Origin of the sequence: Staphylococcus sp. HMSC62A08 (assembly GCF_001839105.1) — a bacterium.
Taxonomy (GTDB): Bacteria; Bacillota; Bacilli; order Staphylococcales; family Staphylococcaceae; genus Staphylococcus; species Staphylococcus caprae.
This window is the reverse complement of record NZ_KV840026.1, coordinates 112,042-130,350: the sequence shown is the minus strand read 5'-3', so window position 1 is coordinate 130,350 and position 18,309 is coordinate 112,042. Positions and strand designations below refer to the sequence as shown.

The following is an 18,309-nucleotide window of genomic DNA, read 5'->3' as shown; positions in this document are numbered from 1 at the left end:
TCTTGTAATTAAAATTGACTACTCAATCCAAGCAGGATGATGTTGTCTGATTTCTTTTGCGACTTGCATACCTTGTTCATATCCAGCATGCCCGATATCAATTATATTGTCAGGACTATAAATATTCTCTCCAATAGCATTTTGACTTTCGCTATTAGGCGTGATGGTTATGACGCTACTATTTTCATCTAACACTTTCGCATCATCTTTCACACTAGGGAGATTACCGTAGCCATCAGCTAATGGCGCTATAATCATAATGTTCTTGAAATCTTTGGCAATCATTGCATTTGCTGGTGACGTCATTCCTCCATCAATCCAATCTTGCTCGAGTACACGAATGTGTGGCCATAAACCTGGAACAGCTCCACTAGCTCCGACCGCTTCTTCTAATGCAATGTGACTTTGTTTATTAAATGTAGCAAGTTGACCTGATTTAGCATTAATCGCAGTAATAATTAGATTATCTGTCCACTCTACATTACCTAAGCGCTGTCTAATGGCATGCATACGTTTATCGAGTGGTAATTTAGAAGGGTGTGTATAGATGATATCACCTAGCATCTGTCCTACTTTGACAGGATCATCTTTACCAACGACAAATGCATTTTGCCAGAGGCGATATAAATCTGAACTCATCGCACCACGATCATCCGAACTAATTTGTGATAGTAATTCTAAATAATATGATTTCATATCCTCTTGATTCGCTAATACAGCACCTATGAATGAACCAGCTGAAGTGCCTATAATTGCATCTGCTGTAGATACATCAATATTGCTATCATTTAAACCTGCTAGCACGCCAGCTTCCCATGCCATACCAGTAATACCACCGCCACCTAGTACCAGTGCTTTATCATTTTCCATATTATCCAATCTCCTTAAATCACTTTAATTTTTATCGTTTCTCCATAAAGTAAATAAAGGATAAGCCATTATAAAGAGTAATACCCATAATACAGCTAAACTCACGCCACCAATGACATCTGAAAAGTAATGTGCGTGAAAATACATTCTACAGAACAAAATGCTTATCCATAACATTGTTGAGATTGTAGCTACAAGTATTTGAGCTATTTTTCCTTTTAACATCGGAATAACTACAATCACGATGATTATAAAGAATAAGGTACTCGCATTTGAGTGACCACTAGGGAAGGACAAGCCTGAATCAATGTTTAAATGACTCAACGGGCGTTGTCTTCCCACGGTTTGTTTAATCAAATAATTTATCCACGTACCTGTCGTCATTACTAACAATACCCAAACTGCTTGAGATTTATTTTTAAAAATCAATAATAGTACAACGAGGATGAGCGTCAATTTCAGCATTGCACCTACATCACCAATGGTTGCACAAAATGTCATATAGCAATTAAATAGACCGTCTTCATATATCCTCTGCGGCTTACCAAAATAGTGTGTAAACCACTCTAAAGAGGACATATCTATCATTTTCAGAAAATGATTATGCGTCAAAACGCCACTCATCATAAAACTAAAAATAATAAATGCGATAATAAATAATGGAATTGTTATTTTTGCAGAACTTAATTTTTCATACTCCATATTAACACCTGTTTCTCTACGTTGTGTCAGAAGAGGATTAACTTCATATTCACGCTTTAAACGCATTTTCTATCACTTGTTAAAATCACACTATTGTCTATCAAAATCATGCGCCTTAAGCTACACTTTATCAATCAATTTACTCTAACAATTATTTATCGTCTCCCATTCTACACCAAATTCAAATGATTTCCTTTTTCAAACTGTCCCTCGAATCAAATTAACCACCAGATAATCATTTATCGTTAAAATTTCATACATATCGCATATATTTTAATGTATAATGTAGCTTATATCTATGACACACACTGATGTCGACATAAGGAGGACGGACTTTGAAAGATAGGAGAATACTCATTTATATTGCCCTCATCATCACACTTATCCGATTTTTCATACCTTTCCATCCTAATTTTGATACTTTACTATTATGGTTATTTATTCTGTATATTATACCTATCCTTTTATGTGTATTTGCATTTAAATCTGAAAAGTTAATAGCCACGATGGTCATTATTCCTAATTTAATGGGCGTGTGTTATCGATTAATTGTATATTTCAATTATTTACTCCATTTATAATAAAAACAGTACTACCTCATGGATAGCACTGTCATCTTTAACTTATTGGTTCATTCTTTTTTCAAAATTATCTTCTAACTTAAAGACAATCACACGTTCACCAGTTACGGTACTTAAATCACTATGAAAGCTCACAACTTTTAACCCTATTAAATCATAAATAATATTATTTAAATCTTCTTGGCCTGATTCAACAAGTTCAGAACGTGTGCGTTTGATATTCAACAAACCTTCATTTGTCTTACATACACGATATTCTGCTGGCGTTAATATACCTTGCAAATTGATAATGACCATATCACGCAAAATATCCGTCTTTACAGATAACGAGCCTCTTCCTAGAAAGTCTTTTTCCCACTGCGTTATGGCTTTACTGATTTCGGCTTCATAAATACCTTTAGTCTTTTTCATACCTAGACTGCTCCTATTTCTTGATTATCTATAGTTTAACATTATTCTAGATATTTCCGAAATCTACTTATTTTAGGTGATCATTTTTTTGCATTTTCGATGAACGACGCTAGAATTACCAATCTTTCCAGCTGTTATGCTCATCGATACTTGCAAGTCTTACCCAATGATGATCTACTTTCTGACGAAAATGACTATTTTCATTGAGCAAACGTTGAATGTGTGAATCAGGCGCTTGAATAACAACGAGTAGTCGTATCGGTGAATGGTACATGTCATTATCACCAGCCATTACAGATTGCCAAGGCAACCCATACATTAAATCACTAGAGTTCCCTTGCATCACACCAACGCCTGATGTAACAGATTGCGTAGTTTTATTCCCACTTCCATAAAAATGAGGTGCAACAGTTGATGCATAATATTGTAAGTTAATCCACTGTGCAACTAATGCAGGGCCTGAAATGATCGTATTTAATATTTGGCCATCATTATCTTTAGACCAATCATAATTGTGTAGAAACGCACGCCCTTCTAAATCACTATTTTCAGTAATCTCTCGCTTACCAATAATGAATTCTGCATTTTTAGCTAATCCCCATTCAGGTCGTATCTCACTCCAATCACTCGCATAGCGACGGGCTTCTCCAACAGGGTCTTTATGATGGCGATCTATACTTGGCAAATGAGCTAATCGTTCTAAGTTTGCTTTATAGCTTACTTTTGGCATTGCTGCCTTCAATTCATCAAATGCATGCTGTGCAGCCTCGGTTAATTCCGGCACATAAATATACTCTAGATCGTCAACTGATGTTTTGTGTTCAGCAGCAATAAAGACCGTTTCATCAGGAATTTGAATACCCTCTTGAGCTAAACCTTCTCTTACGGATGGCATATTGCACATCGTAGCTAATAATTTTGCATTGAATCCACTTGAAGCGCCTCCACAAGCACCGCATTCTAAAGTTGCATGATACGGATTATTATGTGATTCACTTCCGTGACCTCCTAAAACGACAAGCGGCGCAAAATCTTTCGTTAAATCCATCAACTGTAGTGCATTTTTGGAGAACTGAATTTGTTCTTCTGCCGTAAATCCAACAGGTAATTCAGAATATTGTCCATGTTCTCGTTCAATTGTTAATTTTGCTTCAGGTTTGCGAAGCCATTTTTTCGTAAAACGATTGACAAATTGATACGCTTTTTTCGGCAAAATGGTATTAGCAATCGTACTAATACTCAAGAATGGTCCACTTAATTCAGGTAATAATAAACTTGGTAACACATTATGCTTCATAAGTTTAAACGTGTAAAACATCGATGTAACCGAACGTTGTTGTTGGTTATACATATTTAACTCGTGGCGTTCAGCGTATTCTTTAATTTTATAAGCTGGTTCTACCATAACTGGTAAAGAATTATGCGTAAATTGCTCATCAAGTGCTTCCTTCTGAATTGGTAATCCAAAGAACCCAGCAATTCCTATTGTTTCGAAAGGACCTTCACTTTCTAAATGACGTCTAAAAGGTTCAGAGCGTACATCAATACAAAATGCTAGTTGAACTTGTGTTGATTGCTTATCATTGGCTTCAGATGATGAATCATAAATTTTTTCAACTAATTCGCGTTCATGCGTTTCTTCCCATGCCTCAAGCCACAGTTTTTGAAAATATGCTGAGTTAAACGTTTGAACTAATTTTAAATAATCATGTTGTTTTGACTCAGGTAAGTCTAACCATTCATCAACTGTCATTTGACAATTCAATAACAACGAACGAAGTAACTCTAAGCCCTTTTTAATATGAAAAGGTTGGGCCGAAGTCGTATCAAATTGATTGTTAAGGAGCAATGCCTCCATAGACAATCTAATAGCAATATAATCGGTAAGTAAATCTTTTTCATGTTCATTTTTCTCTGCACGGTAGTACATCATTCCCGCCCAACCAGGAAGTGATAATAAATGACTTTCTATATACGCTTGCTGATTTTCTTCATTAATTGCTAGCTGTTTAAACGCTTGGTGTATCGCTTCATTCGCATTATGCGGCAATCCTTTAATTTTTTGACGTTGTTCTTTCTTGAACATTGGATCATATTGGGCTAAGTGTAACCATGCAGTATAAAAACCTTTATCACGTTGAGGCATTGTCCAACTTGATTGAAAATCATCAATATATAATTTTGACCATTTAATCATATGTGCATCCAAAATATCGATAAGTGTCTCACCATGTACGTTTAGACGGTCGGCACTCTTCGCTCTCACAATCTTTGTAGTTTCAAATTCTTTGAAATTGTCTTTTACCCATTTTTCTAATTTTGCATGTTCTTCATCAGAGAAATCATCTTCACTCATATGTGGCACACTTTTAGCATTATTGATATATGAAAGTATTTCATTTTCAGAAAGCGAACTGTCATACGTATCTAACTCTCTCTTTAAAAGGTCATCAAATACTTCAGTATCAATTTCCCCTTTATCAATCGCTGCTTGAATAGAAGCATGATTGGGATAGATATCAATATCTCTGACATCTTTTAACCACAGGGCAACCTGATCAAATGTACAATCCTCGAGACCTTCCCACGGGTTACGAGCCGCAAAAATTGAAATTGGTGATAAGGGGGTAATGACACGTTTGGCACGTGATACTATTTCATTCATATCTTGTTGATGTTGAGTCATAACCTTTCTCTCCCTTTACAAATATTTTTTCAAATAAGTTGGATGACTTTCAATAGACTGCGCTTTGGCTTCACCTAGTTTAACAAGCCATAAATACAATATTGCGAATGCTTTAGAATCTCTTTGTCGAGCAACCCAAATGCTGAGAATACTTCCTAAGACAAGGATGATAATACTAATAATGATGCTTATCACTGGTGGGTGTGCAATATGCATATAAACGGTATTTAAAGTATTATAGAAATAATGGTGAGTAATAATATACACGATCGCAACAATAACAATCATCATGACGCCGACAACTCTACCTATTAAACCTCGACTAAATGCTACCATTTGGTTCCATGACACCATAAGGGACCAAGCTAATATTAAGGCACTGATAATTTCATACGGGCTGCGGTCGCTATTTAACCAAAATGCTACAGCAATCACGATCGCTAATAGACGACCTAACACGACCCAACTATACGAACGCTTGGCACTCGGTGGAGTTGGGATATTAAAGCGTTTCACTACAGAACCTGACTGTAAGAATAATGTAGCTTTAAAAACCCCATGTAAAATCAAATGTATAATAGCCGCTGAATAAACACCTAACGCACATTGAACAAGCATGAAGCCCATTTGGCTCATCGTAGAACCTACAAGCTGTCGTTTGTAATCAACGTGTACCAAACTGATTCCTGAACCTAATAATACTGAAACACTAGCGATAATAAGCAAAATTGTAATCGCGAATGAATTGTCAAAAACAGGCGAAAAACGCGTTAAAATAATTCCTCCAGCATTAACTATTCCAGCATGCATAATTGCCGAAACTGGTGTAGGCGCCGCTACAGATTCAATTAACCAGCTTTGAAATGGAAATTGAGCTGCAGGAACAATCACTGCTATGACAATAAGAATATCAATAATGAATTTCATCCCACTATTAATAGTGTTGTCGTAAGATGAAGCGATATTGATGTGCCAATCTCCAGTACTAACGAATAATAAGACAACTGCAACTAGTAATGCGAACCATCCTAATGCAAAAGATTTTCCAGAAACTTTAGCTGCTTCATGTGGAATTTTCCATGAACGATTCACACGAATGAGTAATGTTAAAGATAACAGCGTTGCCCCCCAGAACAGAACCATTAATCTTAAATCACCACTCAACCACGCTACAGATGCAAATGATGTAATCAACGTAAATAATGGAAAATATTTGCGATAGTTACGATCACCTATTAAATAACGAGCTGAGAACTTTTGAATAATAAATCCTAAAACTAGAATAAAACTTCCCATCAACCACGCAAGATGATCTAAGGTAAACGGACCGATTTGTTCTCTATCTTTAACAGTAAGCAAACCTATGATGCCAATAATTATTGGTAAAAAAACAAGATATAAATGTATGTTTATGTATTTAATTGGTACTGATTGGTTTAAAAATAACAATCCACTCAGTATAGCAATGACAAGTGTTATAAAAAATATTGTTAAAACGAAACTCATACTTAACATTGCACGTCCCCCACTTTAAAAATTTATTTCCTTATTTAATCAAATTTCACAACAAAAAAGCCTACAATAGCAAAATCCTTCCATTATCCTTTCTAAAATAATGTAAAAGAATTTATAACTACTGTAGGCTTCAATTCAACTCAAGTATGTATAGATAACTCGTCCACAAGTTACCTTTTATTTTCTTTATTTAAATAAGCTGCCTATATATTGTTTGTAGCAAAGCAAGAACTCTTTCTTCTCCATCAATTAAGATATAAAATCTAAAATTGCTAAAGTAAGACTTAGTTGTTACTTTTGCGCATATTAACACAAATATACTTCAAATAGTGTCACAAGTCAATTAATTACGTACATTCATCCCTCTTTCATCTACCTAAAATAAGGTTGAATTAGGAAAAGACATCATTGCTATAAACGTGAATATTAAGGTTTTGTAAAGGTTTACAAAGATTCTCTACAATTAGGAAGTATTGTGTGTGATTAACTGCCCTAAAAATTTCACTTAGGACATTGAATATACGAGTTAGGAACTTTTTCTCTACCCAAAGTATTATCTCGTTACAATAAAGATATCAAATAAGCAAAGGAGGTAATTTTAATGAGTGATATCATCAATCAAATCGTTAAAGTACTCAAAGGCTTAATTGACAAACTTACAAAAAAATAAGTTTATTGATTCATCTAAAGCTATTACTTATGGCTTATGAGTAGTCAATAAAAATTCTCTAACATACACCGATACGAAGGGAGGCCACTAAACATGGGTATCGTTACAACAATCATCGAAATCGTTAAAACTATCGTAGACTTAGTTAAAAAATTCAAAAAATAGTTCATACTAATACTTCAACCACTATCCCTACGGATGGTGGTTTTTTATGACTTATTATCCTTCTATGCATTGATGCATCTATCCACACAAACAAACTCTCGCGCCATTTCTTTTGAATATTTATATTAAAGCTAAAATAACTATTGTAATAAACATATGTATACATATAATAGTATGTATAGCATACAATTTGCTAATTCAATTGTAATGCTAAAATCATAAAACGACATCGAAAGGAACGACAATATATGAAAAGACTCTCAATATTAAATGTTTTATCCATTATTTTTACACTACTCAGTGTTTTTATTTGCTATACAACAATGTTTACTAATTTATATAACGAAAGTGGCTTTAGTTTTTGGTATTTCCCAGGTGCAACTTTCTTTGTGATATCTATTATTATTAACATCATAGGAATGTTTAAAGCCAACCAACCATTAAACGTCACTTTATTCTTAATTAACTTTTTCGTACTACTCATTTTCACTACGCCATTTGCTATAGCTTAATTTTAATAATAGTTGAATTGACAATTTAAATGAAAGAGTTCAGAAGATAAATTCTTATAATGTTTATACCAATTAAGACAGTTTCTAGACTAATGATTTATAGAAGAAAAAGTCGGGGAGGTATTATAGATGAATTCTTCTAAGTATTTCGATCATTTAGTTGTTTTTACAGCAGGAATAGGAATGTTTTTATCCACTCTCGATAGTGGGATCATCAATGTAGCATTACCCACTTTATCAAAATCTTTTAATGTTGATATTTCTTTTATTACTTGGAGTGTTACTCTGTATACTTTGTTATTAACAGGTACGATTATAATATTTGGGAGATTAAGCGATAAATACAGTCGCTTAAATATTTATATCTTCGGATTAACTATTTTTTTAATTGCTTCTATTTTATGCGGATTTTCAAATGATATTATACAATTAATCGTATTTCGGGGTCTACAAGGCATAGGTGCAGCAATGTTACAAGGAACTGCTACAGCTATTATTACTACGACTATTCCTGAAAATAGACAAGGACCGGCATTGGGAACTTTAAGTATTCTATTAGGGATAGGTCCAGTTTTGGGGCCAAGTATCGGAGGTCTTTTAATATCTATAGGGAATTGGAGATGGATATTTTGGATTAATATTCCCATTATATTTTTAGGTTTAATAGGCTGCTTACTTTTAAAAAAGTATATTACAGAGCAAAAAAGTACGTCTATTCATTTAGATATACGTGGAAATTTATTATTGTTTTTATCTATATTTTGTTTACTGATAAGTTTAACCTCTTGGTCTTATCACTCAATTTTTAATATCTCAGTATATGGAAATTTTTTAATCTTTATTGTTGCTTTTTGCTTATTTATGATATGGGAATTAAAAACGAATCATCCTATCATCGATTTACGTTTATTCAAAAATATGTCTTTTTCGTCTCCTATATTTGCGATATTTGTTTTTGGAGGTACAACATCTTTAGGTTTTATAATTCCTCCATATATTTTAGAAAAAATTAATCATCTTTCATCTTGGCAAATAGGATTAGTAAATTTAACCTCTCCTTTAGGATTAGTACTTATTTCAAAAATAACTGGAAAATTAATTTCTCGCATTGGCAATATTATATTAATGACTATAGGATTAATTATTATGATTGTTGCATATACCAACTTAGGATTATTACAATATATATTAAATCCGATAACAATAAGTCTATTGTTATTACTATATGGTATAGGCGGAGGTTTTTTCCTACCTTCTAATACTTCAGCAATAATGAAAACTGTATCACAAGATATGCAAGGTACAGTTGGAGCAACTCAAAGAATGGTTCAAAATATCGGTATTGCTTTTTATACAGCAGTCACTTCATTATTTATTAGTAATTCATCAAATTCAGGTCAACTCGTAGAAGGAGCAAGTCATGCATGGCTATTCGCATCACTAACACTCTTTTTAGCACTATCACCTTTTTTATTAAAATTATTAAAGAGGAAATCTGAATCTAAATAATATATCCAACACTTATAAGAGTTAATAATTTTAATTTTTATTAGATTCTATAATAAATTAAACTGATGAGCAAAATACTCATCAGTTTTTTCAATCTTTTTGAATATAAAAAGAGCTCAATTAACTTTATAATTATAAGTGACGAAACTAATAAGAAGGAAAGTAATGCGCCTTTGTCTAGTTTTATACTATTAACACTTGGAATCAAAGATAAGAAATTACATTTTGAGAATAGATTTTTTGATTTGAATTCGCTTGTTACGAGTTTATTTTCTTAACTTAGTAAAATTTACGTATTCAATATCATAATTTAAATCTTTGATTTCCTCACTAAACTCAACTTACTATAGTTTCCCTTACATCCTTTTATCATATTTCCACTGATAAGGATCATGAAGCAAGCGCCAATCTTGATCCATTTCTTCAGTATTAATCAAGCACGCATCTAGTTGTCTAGTAATCTCTTCTTGATCTAATTCCGTTCCAATAATAACGACCTGCGTATGTCTATCACCATATTCTAAATCCCATTCGGCAGCTATCTCTTCTCGGGCCATAAGAATCTCACGTTGTTTTTGTTCAGGCATTGTCGCCACCCAATATGTGACTGGATGGACATCACAAGAAGACCCTGCTTGTGAGAGTAAACATGCAACACTATTGTGTTGTGCGAACCAAACAATACCTTTGGATCTTACAATATTGCTAGGTAAATGATCGAACCACTCTTTAAAACGATCAGCGTTGAATGGAAGTTTTCTACGATACACAAATGATGAAATGCTATATTCTTCAGTCTCAGGCGTGTGATGTTCATGTCCGCCATGTGTGAGTTCTTTTATCCACCCGGCAGACTCACTTGCCTTCTCGAAATCAAATAACTGAGTATTCAACACTTCTGTTAAATCAACTTCTGCATTGACTGTTTTGATCATCTTAGCTTCAGGCTGTAATGCACGAAGTGTTTTCTCCAGTTTTGCCAATGCTTCTTTACTTACTAAATCAATTTTATTAATAATCATGACATCACAAAATTCAACTTGATCGATGAGTAAATCGGCAATCGTACGTTCATCGGCGTCTCCTATGCTTTCATCTCTATCCATAAGTAAATCTTCTGATTGAATATCATTAATAAAACGATTGGCATCCACAACGGTTACCATTGTATCTAATCTGCATATAGCAGTTAAATCAATCCCTAATTCTTCATCTATATACGAAAACGTTTGAGCTACTGGTACAGGTTCTGAAATTCCTGTGGATTCAATGACAATTTGATCAATGCCACCCTTTCTCACTAAACGTTCAACTTCTTTAAGTAAATCATCTCTCAAAGTGCAACAGATACATCCATTTGAAAGTTCTACAAGTTTCTCATCCGTTCTAGAAAGTCCTCCCCCTTGTGCTACTAAATCCTTATCGATATTGACTTCGCTCATATCATTAACAATCACTGCGATACGGCGTCCCTCTCTATTTTTCAAAATATGATTCAGTAATGTTGTTTTTCCAGAACCTAAGTATCCACTTAGAACTGTCACGGGTATTTTAGCCATTTAAAGAACTCCTCTTTATGTAAATAGTAATTATTACGTTTTACATTTTAAAGAAGTTAATCCTATTAATCAATACTTTATTTTTGAAAATGATTTTACTCCCCGCATACATTAAAAAGGTTAGTTGAAAATACATGCACGTTTTCAACTAACCCATCGAACAATATTTAACTTTAAAAAGTACCATCAATAAAATAATTAAAAACCCAAGTAATACCATTCAAACGATCTTTAACTTCAGCATGATACGCGTTAAAAAATGTTTTATATAATTTAACTTTAATATGTCCACCATCGTCGATTAAACGTTGATATACACGTTCTAATTCTTCTTTAGAATCACAATCGACAAGAAGATGTGGATTTTTAGAAATAGAATGTCTATGAAAGGTATCAGAGAAATGAACGAACGTGTTTTCTCCGATAATAAGTTGGGCATGATATGTTTTACCATCTTTAGCTATTAAAATTTCAGTGTTTGCTTGAAAGACATCTTTGTAATAACTTAATGATTTATCTACATCCTTTACATATATAAATGGATTGACGCTCTTCATAAATCCCTCCGAATTGTTAGACTTAAAGTTTATTTTACAAATATATATTAAACTTTCGAAAATTTCAAAAATCTAAATGTTGATTTTTTTGACGTTTTATTACAATCTAATACAACAAAACCACTCCCTAATGGAGTGGCCATCTATTTAAAATTTAGGTGCACCATTTACTAAAATACTTCTTAAGAAATCGAAGACTTTTTTCGCGAATTGAATTAAATCACTCATGAATTTCATCTCCTCTCAATTATTTTTTTACATTTTCATTATAAAACCTTAAAACTACAATGAATCAATTTTGCCTAACTGACAAACATCAATACATAAATGTTGAAATCACAACAAAATATTACAATTAAAATCTATATTTATACACTTAGGAAGTTAAATATACAATCACCAACTTAAGATAACTATCTCTTCATAATGATTATGCAAGTTTATTACTTTTATAGAAAAATAATATACTGAATGACGTTACGATGGATAATAACCCAAATAGCATCCAATCTTGATGAATACGGTCTATACATAAGCCGCCTATAATTGGTGCCAACAGAGCACCTAGATTTTGTAACCCAGCCAACGAATAATACGTACCTTTATAACTACAATTGGATAATTCATCAATCCGAATATCCATCATTGTAAATACCAGCATTTCACCCAAGGTAAACACTACCATTGCGATACATTTGAAGATAATATCATCAACTGTCCCTAGCACAAATAAACTTATGGGCAATAAGGCAGCTCCTGTTATCATTGCTGTCTTAATGGATGTGCGTTTGCTAAAGAAATAAACGAAAAATTGACATGTAATAACTGTAATTCCATTTATTGAAAGTAACAGCGCAAATAACTTTGAAGCGTCAATATTTTGATAATGCGTCGCAAAGAATTGGGGCAATATACTAGTCATAACGGTATAACCAAACATAAATAGGACTAATCCAATGACTAAACACGAATATGCTCTATCATCACGAAATGTAGTATATATGCGATTAATATCAATTTTCAAAGTATTATTTTTATTTTTCAAATCTAATTTAAGTATGAAAAATGCATAAACAAATGCATTGAAATTGATACAATAAGCCATAAAAATGATGTAACAAATGATATTAACGCCTAAAAATTGCAACTGAACTGACAGTAATGGAGCCAATGTAGCTGAAATATTAACAAGATAATAGCGTACATTAAATACCAATTCCTTATCCTTTTTTTCAGTGAATAATGCCAAAATTGTTTTATATGTCGGAGAAAGAAGACTACTTCCTATACTATTAACTAAAGCAAATATAATGAAAAATATATATTTACTGATTAAAGGGAAACACAGAAAACTCATTGACGATAGAAATAAACCAACAAAAATAATAATTTTTTTATCTATTTTATCGATAAAAGGGGCCGCTATAAAACTCATAAATAAAGATGTGATCGCAAAGGTCGAAACAACCAACCCTATTTCCAAACCACTAAAATGATAGTTTTGAGCTAAATAAATTGATAAAAAAGGTATGATTAGAAAATAGCTAAATCTTTCAAGAAATGTAGCTAAAAATAGTATATATGTGATTTCAGGTAAATTTTTCAACAAAAATCTCCTTTATTCTAATGATGTTGTTCCCATATAACATTTTTTTCATACCAATCAGTGACAATATTAATTCTAGAAATAAGTTCTTGTTCATTATTGCCTTCTATTAAAACAGATATGATATGATCCACGCTAAATTGCGCATCGTTATAGGTTTTATTTTTTTGAGCAGTATTTTTAAATTTTATTATCCAGTCATAATCTAAGTGTTTCTTAATATCTTTATAAACACCATTTTGAGGTGGTAGTAAAACAAAGCCAGAGTATCGTTCAACAGATTCTTGTTGAATTGTACATGCATGATCCTCATACATTTGCATATATAAACTTTCTTTATTCAAGTGAATATTCGTCGAGTTCTGAATGACGTTTCCTACTTCTGCACCTCCAGTTCTACTTCCTATTTCACAAAAATATATCTCACCACTATCAGTTAAGAAAAATTCGGCATGAAATGAACCGTTTGGAAAGCTAGGTAATGTATCTATGACTTTTTCAGCTTGTGCTTTGAAAGTGATATTTAATGCATTACTTTCATCAATCATATAACTCGCTAAAGGTTGATTTTTTTGAAATTCTAAGCAACCTTTATAATATTTGGAAACATAAGAAACGATGACTTTATTATTATGAATTAGTCCATCAACATGATACATGTCTCCATTTATAAACGCTTCGATTTCATAATTATTTATATTTCTATTTTCTTCAAAAAAGGTGTCTATATCTTGTTGATTTTTAGCTATAAATACATCCATAGAACCCGAACCATAGATGGGTTTTAACACCACAGGATAGTTAGTTTGTTGTACAAAATTTTCAACTTGTGCTTTAGATATGACTTTTTCAAATTTAGGAATATTTACAGATGAACCGTGAAGTAATTGCTTCATCAATAGTTTATCTCTATATGCTTCCGCACTTATTAATGACTGACCGGGACAATGTAGAATCTCTCTTAACTTTGCACTTCGCACAACGTCAAATTCTGAGATAGATAATATGTTAGTGATATTGTACTTTTTGCTTAATTGTATCGCTTTAATTTCAACATCCACGTTATCCACGTAGTTCTCAAATGATTCAATGAATAAAAAATGATGTTGATTAAACGTATGTGCTTTTTCTTGCGGGCAAAAAAGAATGATATTTTCTTTTGCATTTGGAAACCACGCATCATAAGGCGTTTTGTTTCCATCGGTATTAGACAATATAATGACAGTCATTGTATCTCCACCTTTATAAATGATTCGATTTCTCCGATGATGTTTTCAATATCTTTAGTGCTTTGTCCTTTTAAAATAATATTGGCAATGAAGCAACTAGAGAAATGTTCAGGTGGCATGATGACTTCGTCACCTTCTTCTTTCAAAGGTATGACAGCTATGACGCCAGGTATTTCCATAATAGAATCCAAACCTACAATTTTTTTGAATATTCCACTTTGATGTGCGCGTATACTATAAAAGCATAATTTCTTATTACCATTCTCATAATCTGGCCAACGATCTTTAACATGATGTCCAACAGCAACATCGATAATTTTTTCAATAAATGAATGCCTTGATTATATTTTGATAAGTTGCGAGGTTATAAATCCGCCAGCTGGTCTTGCCGCAATCTCTATCACTTTGAACCCAGATTTCGTTAACCGACCTTCTAAATGAAAAGCACAGTGATCAATATCTAAACTTTGAATCGCCAATTTAGTTTTCTTTTTGATTTCATCTTTAACTTTTTTAGGCTTATCAGAAGGGAAAATTGCAATATATTCTAAAGAGAATTCAGCTGTTACGCTTTTATCAGTAATCCCAGCTATAAATATTTCTTTATTTTGCACAACGCCTTCAACAGAGACCTCTTTTCCTTCAATGTATTCTTCATAAATATATTGGTTAGGATGGTAGCGGTAAACTTTATCTTTTTTTGGAGAGGTAGAATCCAATAATAAATTAAACGTATCTTCTAAATGTGCTTTACTTTCAATTTTAAAAATGCCTTTACTACCAGAGGCGCCAACTGGTTTTAATATACCTGGCATTCCAATCTGAGCGACTGCCTCTTTTAAATCGTTCAAGCTTTCAACCTCTTGAAATTTTGGGCAAAGTCCCTCAACATTCGACATCGCTCGTCTCATCAAATATTTATTTCTCACATTTTGCACAATTTCTGGATTTATACCAGGTAAACCCAATTCTTTGTTTAAAAAAGACACAAGCTCTACATCTTTATCTGACCAGGTAAAAACACCACTAATTTTTATGTTTTTGTTGTATTCAATAACTGTATTAATCGTTTTTTGAATTTCATAAGAATTAATAATAATTAATTCATCTAATAAATGACCGATTAACTTAGGGTCTTTATCTGCCATTAAAACTACTCGATATCCTAAATTTTTAGCTTCTATAATAGGTTGAATTCTCTCTACCTTATGGCTTCTTAAGTTTATAAATAGTAAGGTTTCCATATCCTAACCACCCACTTTATCTGTAATATATTCATTTTGGTACCATTCTCTGCTATAACTAGTGATATTGATTTCTTGCTTAGTTCTCTTACATACATCAAACCAAGATTGAAATAATAGCTTCAATATCTCTTTATAATATATAGCGATGACAAGGTCATTCTCACTGTAATCACTTCCACTTTGTTTCATTAATCTTAAATCAAAAAATGCATTATATATCGTCGCCCCATTTTTAATAGAGCCTGGACAACGAATGGCATGTCTGACTTTAGCGAACACATGCCCTTTATGATGCTGATCACTCCACTTGGTGATGTCAGCCATAACAGGCGGAAAATAGAAATGACGCGTGATCCTTGTTTGATTATTCAAAAAATTCCCCGGGGTATAATGCCAACTATTATATTCCATTCTTTTACTTATAGCGGTAAGCACGCCAGCTAGTATCTTAGAATTATTTTGAAAGGCACTTTTCATGAGTGCACTTGGGACTACACAACAAAAATATTCATTTTGTCCCCAATTAAAAATCTTTTCTAGCTCATCTTTTTGGTGAGCTTCATAAAATTTTAGTGGTGCTCTAAACCCTCTTGCCATACCTATATCAGATGAAGTGCGAGAAATTGCTCTATTTATGATTGTATGCATCATTTTTTCAATGATTTGATAAGGTTCTTTATCAAGATTTTTCTCTATAATTTGGCAAAAATAATGATAGTAATCTTTTGAGAATTTTACAGAGGTTAATCTTTCTAAATCTGTTTTTAGACAATCATCGTTCTGTTTAGACAATTCTCTATTGTCAATATATCTTTCCTCTTTATGTAAATTCAGGCCATTGATAAACCTATATATTAAATAGTGATTTTCTATTTCTTTTCTCATTGAAAATATAAGTACCGCTTGTTTTTCTAAACTTAAATCACCATCCGTCTTTCTTTTCAATATTTGACTATATTCTTTGATTTTTTGATTAAAATAATCTTTTAAAAATGATAGTGAGAAATGTATACCGTTTACTTCTTCTCCACGTGAGGGAGGTCCGGATTTAAGTAATAGATACATATTAAAAACAAAAATTTTTTCTGCTTTCTCCCAATTTTCAATATTTTTATAAGGCAAATCATTTAATAAAAAATCATCTGTATCTCCATCGAATTCTTTTATCAAATTATTATAGTTATAAAATGTACTAAAAGTTTTATCGTTGACATAAAGTAATATCGGAGCCATGTGATATATATTAAACTTTATAAATTTTAATATATCGTTGATTTCGTCTTTACTTTTATCTTTAAAAAACGAGTTTACTTCTTCATTAAATATTTGTTCTTCTATCTCTATTTTTTGTCGGATATTGTCTTTTATGACTTTTATCACGTGTTCATCAACTTCGAAGTAACCGAATATAAATGTGTAGTTATCCAAAAAATAATCCGCACCCAAAAGTAATCTTCCATATTCAGTTATTCCGAAATATATCCTATTTTCATCTACATTTTCTAACTTTGAGGTAAACACGACTTTACAATTTAGCTCTGTTAAATTTTGGTATATGACACTTTGTTCTAAATTGAGACTTTTTATTCCAACGGACGTATCTATTTTTCCATCTAACGTAAAAAGCGTACGAATAATTTCGGATGGATGTTTCAAACAATAGACTTTATTTTGAACTTCTAACAATAACTTGCCGAAACCATTTTTATTCATCATTATCACACTTCCTTTTTATTAAAGGGATGTTGTGATATTTTGATTGATTCCGTCGGACAACCCTCACATGCATTTTTCAAATGTTCAATTTCATTAAATGGAACAGGTTCACATCCACAGTTATTATCTAAGCACCCATATGCAATATCTTCTACATCATATTTAAATAAATTAGGAGCAGCTACTCCACAGGCAGCACAGGAAATACAATTTTCTCTATCTACATAAGTGTAATAGTTCATAAGAATTCCCCCTTATATTCAATTTTCAATGTGCACGTGGAAATATCGATGTTAAACTTCATTTTTTAAATGAATGATAGTGAGAAAAACATTGCTTTTATAAAAGATAACTTTTCCAAAATCAGATTACTTTAATTTAAATATAAATCCCCTTTTTCCAACAATCCCAAAAATATTTTAACTGTTTCGGTGCAATTTTGCAATAAAGATGAAAATATAAATTAATAAAATAATAGAAGTTAGCTTTATTAAACAAAAATGTAGAAAGAAATACTTATACTTTAAATATTTTGTTAACAAAAATTTTATTTTTACTATTTTCATGATAGAAAGTAAATAAATAGTGGTAGATATCTGCGGAGCCATAACTAAGGTAAACTTTCGACACAACTTCCTAATTTTTATAATCAAATACGTACAACGACATCTCATCTCCCATTGTTTTCGCCTTTTATTCAAATGAATGACAAACAAAAAACCTTCAACCACAAGGGTTAAAGGCTTATAAAATGCGTATTCAATACAAAAATAA

Annotated in this window: 16 protein-coding genes and 1 pseudogene; 5 read left to right on the top strand and 12 right to left on the bottom strand. The window is 32.2% G+C overall.

The genetic code is table 11. The annotated features are described in order from the left end of the window. Nucleotides 1–18 precede the first annotated feature (18 nt). Together HMPREF3264_RS00630 and HMPREF3264_RS00625 are read right to left on the bottom strand one after the other, a co-directional pair. Entirely contained in the window at nt 19–870 is an 852-nt protein-coding gene (locus HMPREF3264_RS00630; RefSeq protein ID WP_070871582.1) for a patatin-like phospholipase family protein, read from the bottom strand. A gap of 24 nt (nt 871–894) precedes the next feature. Further along, the gene (locus HMPREF3264_RS00625; protein ID WP_070871605.1) at nt 895–1,572 is read right to left on the bottom strand and encodes a phosphatase PAP2 family protein; all 678 of its coding nucleotides are present in this window, start codon (nt 1,570–1,572) and stop codon (nt 895–897) included. 335 nt (nt 1,573–1,907) lie between these two features. On the opposite strand from HMPREF3264_RS00625, the gene HMPREF3264_RS12330 reads away from it, so the two are divergent. Continuing rightward, nucleotides 1,908–2,153 (top strand): hypothetical protein, encoded by a 246-nt coding sequence (locus HMPREF3264_RS12330; RefSeq protein WP_080981431.1) that lies wholly within the window; start codon nt 1,908–1,910, stop codon nt 2,151–2,153. Nucleotides 2,154–2,195: 42 nt separating this feature from the next. On the opposite strand, the gene HMPREF3264_RS00620 is transcribed toward HMPREF3264_RS12330, so the two are convergent. The 3 genes from HMPREF3264_RS00620 to HMPREF3264_RS00610 all read right to left on the bottom strand — a co-directional run bounded on the left by HMPREF3264_RS00620 (nt 2,196) and on the right by HMPREF3264_RS00610 (nt 6,765). After that, the gene (locus HMPREF3264_RS00620; protein WP_002445221.1) at nt 2,196–2,564 is read right to left on the bottom strand and encodes a Na-translocating system protein MpsC family protein; all 369 of its coding nucleotides are present in this window, start codon (nt 2,562–2,564) and stop codon (nt 2,196–2,198) included. A gap of 115 nt (nt 2,565–2,679) precedes the next feature. Further along, entirely contained in the window at nt 2,680–5,250 is a 2,571-nt protein-coding gene (locus HMPREF3264_RS00615) for a DUF2309 domain-containing protein (RefSeq protein WP_070871581.1), read from the bottom strand. A gap of 15 nt (nt 5,251–5,265) precedes the next feature. After that, on the bottom strand, nt 5,266–6,765 hold the full coding sequence (locus tag HMPREF3264_RS00610) for an NADH dehydrogenase subunit 5 (RefSeq protein WP_070871580.1): 1,500 nt from the start codon (nt 6,763–6,765) through the stop codon (nt 5,266–5,268). A gap of 601 nt (nt 6,766–7,366) precedes the next feature. On the opposite strand from HMPREF3264_RS00610, the gene HMPREF3264_RS13090 reads away from it, so the two are divergent. The 4 genes from HMPREF3264_RS13090 to HMPREF3264_RS00605 all read left to right on the top strand — a co-directional run bounded on the left by HMPREF3264_RS13090 (nt 7,367) and on the right by HMPREF3264_RS00605 (nt 9,621). Next, entirely contained in the window at nt 7,367–7,435 is a 69-nt protein-coding gene (locus HMPREF3264_RS13090) for an alpha-1/alpha-2 family phenol-soluble modulin (protein WP_103213502.1), read from the top strand. Nucleotides 7,436–7,528: 93 nt separating this feature from the next. Continuing rightward, nucleotides 7,529–7,600 carry a PSM-delta family phenol-soluble modulin gene (locus HMPREF3264_RS13085; RefSeq protein WP_095323428.1) on the top strand — a complete coding sequence of 24 codons (72 nt, stop codon included), beginning with the start codon at nt 7,529–7,531 and terminating at the stop codon, nt 7,598–7,600. A gap of 248 nt (nt 7,601–7,848) precedes the next feature. Beyond that, the gene (locus HMPREF3264_RS12325; protein ID WP_083327764.1) at nt 7,849–8,112 is read left to right on the top strand and encodes a hypothetical protein; all 264 of its coding nucleotides are present in this window, start codon (nt 7,849–7,851) and stop codon (nt 8,110–8,112) included. 129 nt (nt 8,113–8,241) lie between these two features. After that, nucleotides 8,242–9,621, top strand: coding sequence for an MFS transporter (locus HMPREF3264_RS00605; protein ID WP_070871579.1), 1,380 nt, complete (start codon nt 8,242–8,244; stop codon nt 9,619–9,621). Between the two features lie 356 nt (nt 9,622–9,977). Here the strand turns inward: HMPREF3264_RS00605 and HMPREF3264_RS00600 are convergent, their stop codons facing one another. The 7 genes and pseudogenes from HMPREF3264_RS00600 to HMPREF3264_RS00570 all read right to left on the bottom strand — a co-directional run bounded on the left by HMPREF3264_RS00600 (nt 9,978) and on the right by HMPREF3264_RS00570 (nt 17,777). Then, nucleotides 9,978–11,180, bottom strand: a complete 1,203-nt coding sequence (locus HMPREF3264_RS00600) for a GTP-binding protein (RefSeq protein ID WP_070871578.1) — start codon at nt 11,178–11,180, stop codon at nt 9,978–9,980. 173 nt (nt 11,181–11,353) lie between these two features. Further along, nucleotides 11,354–11,737 (bottom strand): VOC family protein, encoded by a 384-nt coding sequence (locus HMPREF3264_RS00595; protein ID WP_070871577.1) that lies wholly within the window; start codon nt 11,735–11,737, stop codon nt 11,354–11,356. Between the two features lie 430 nt (nt 11,738–12,167). Further along, a complete protein-coding gene (locus tag HMPREF3264_RS00590) occupies nt 12,168–13,343 on the bottom strand; it encodes an MFS transporter (protein WP_070871576.1) in 1,176 nt (391 codons plus the stop codon). Between the two features lie 17 nt (nt 13,344–13,360). Then, nucleotides 13,361–14,572, bottom strand: coding sequence for an ATP-grasp domain-containing protein (locus HMPREF3264_RS00585; RefSeq protein WP_070871575.1), 1,212 nt, complete (start codon nt 14,570–14,572; stop codon nt 13,361–13,363). Beyond that, nucleotides 14,569–15,816: pseudogene (locus HMPREF3264_RS00580) on the bottom strand (ATP-grasp domain-containing protein). The gene HMPREF3264_RS00585 and the pseudogene HMPREF3264_RS00580 overlap by 4 nt, the downstream one beginning before the upstream one ends. 3 nt (nt 15,817–15,819) lie before the next feature. Next, the gene (locus HMPREF3264_RS00575; protein ID WP_256323940.1) at nt 15,820–17,535 is read right to left on the bottom strand and encodes a hypothetical protein; all 1,716 of its coding nucleotides are present in this window, start codon (nt 17,533–17,535) and stop codon (nt 15,820–15,822) included. A 2-nt stretch (nt 17,536–17,537) separates the two neighbouring features. Next, nucleotides 17,538–17,777 carry a ferredoxin gene (locus HMPREF3264_RS00570; RefSeq protein ID WP_070830692.1) on the bottom strand — a complete coding sequence of 80 codons (240 nt, stop codon included), beginning with the start codon at nt 17,775–17,777 and terminating at the stop codon, nt 17,538–17,540. Nucleotides 17,778–18,309: the final 532 nt, after the last annotated feature.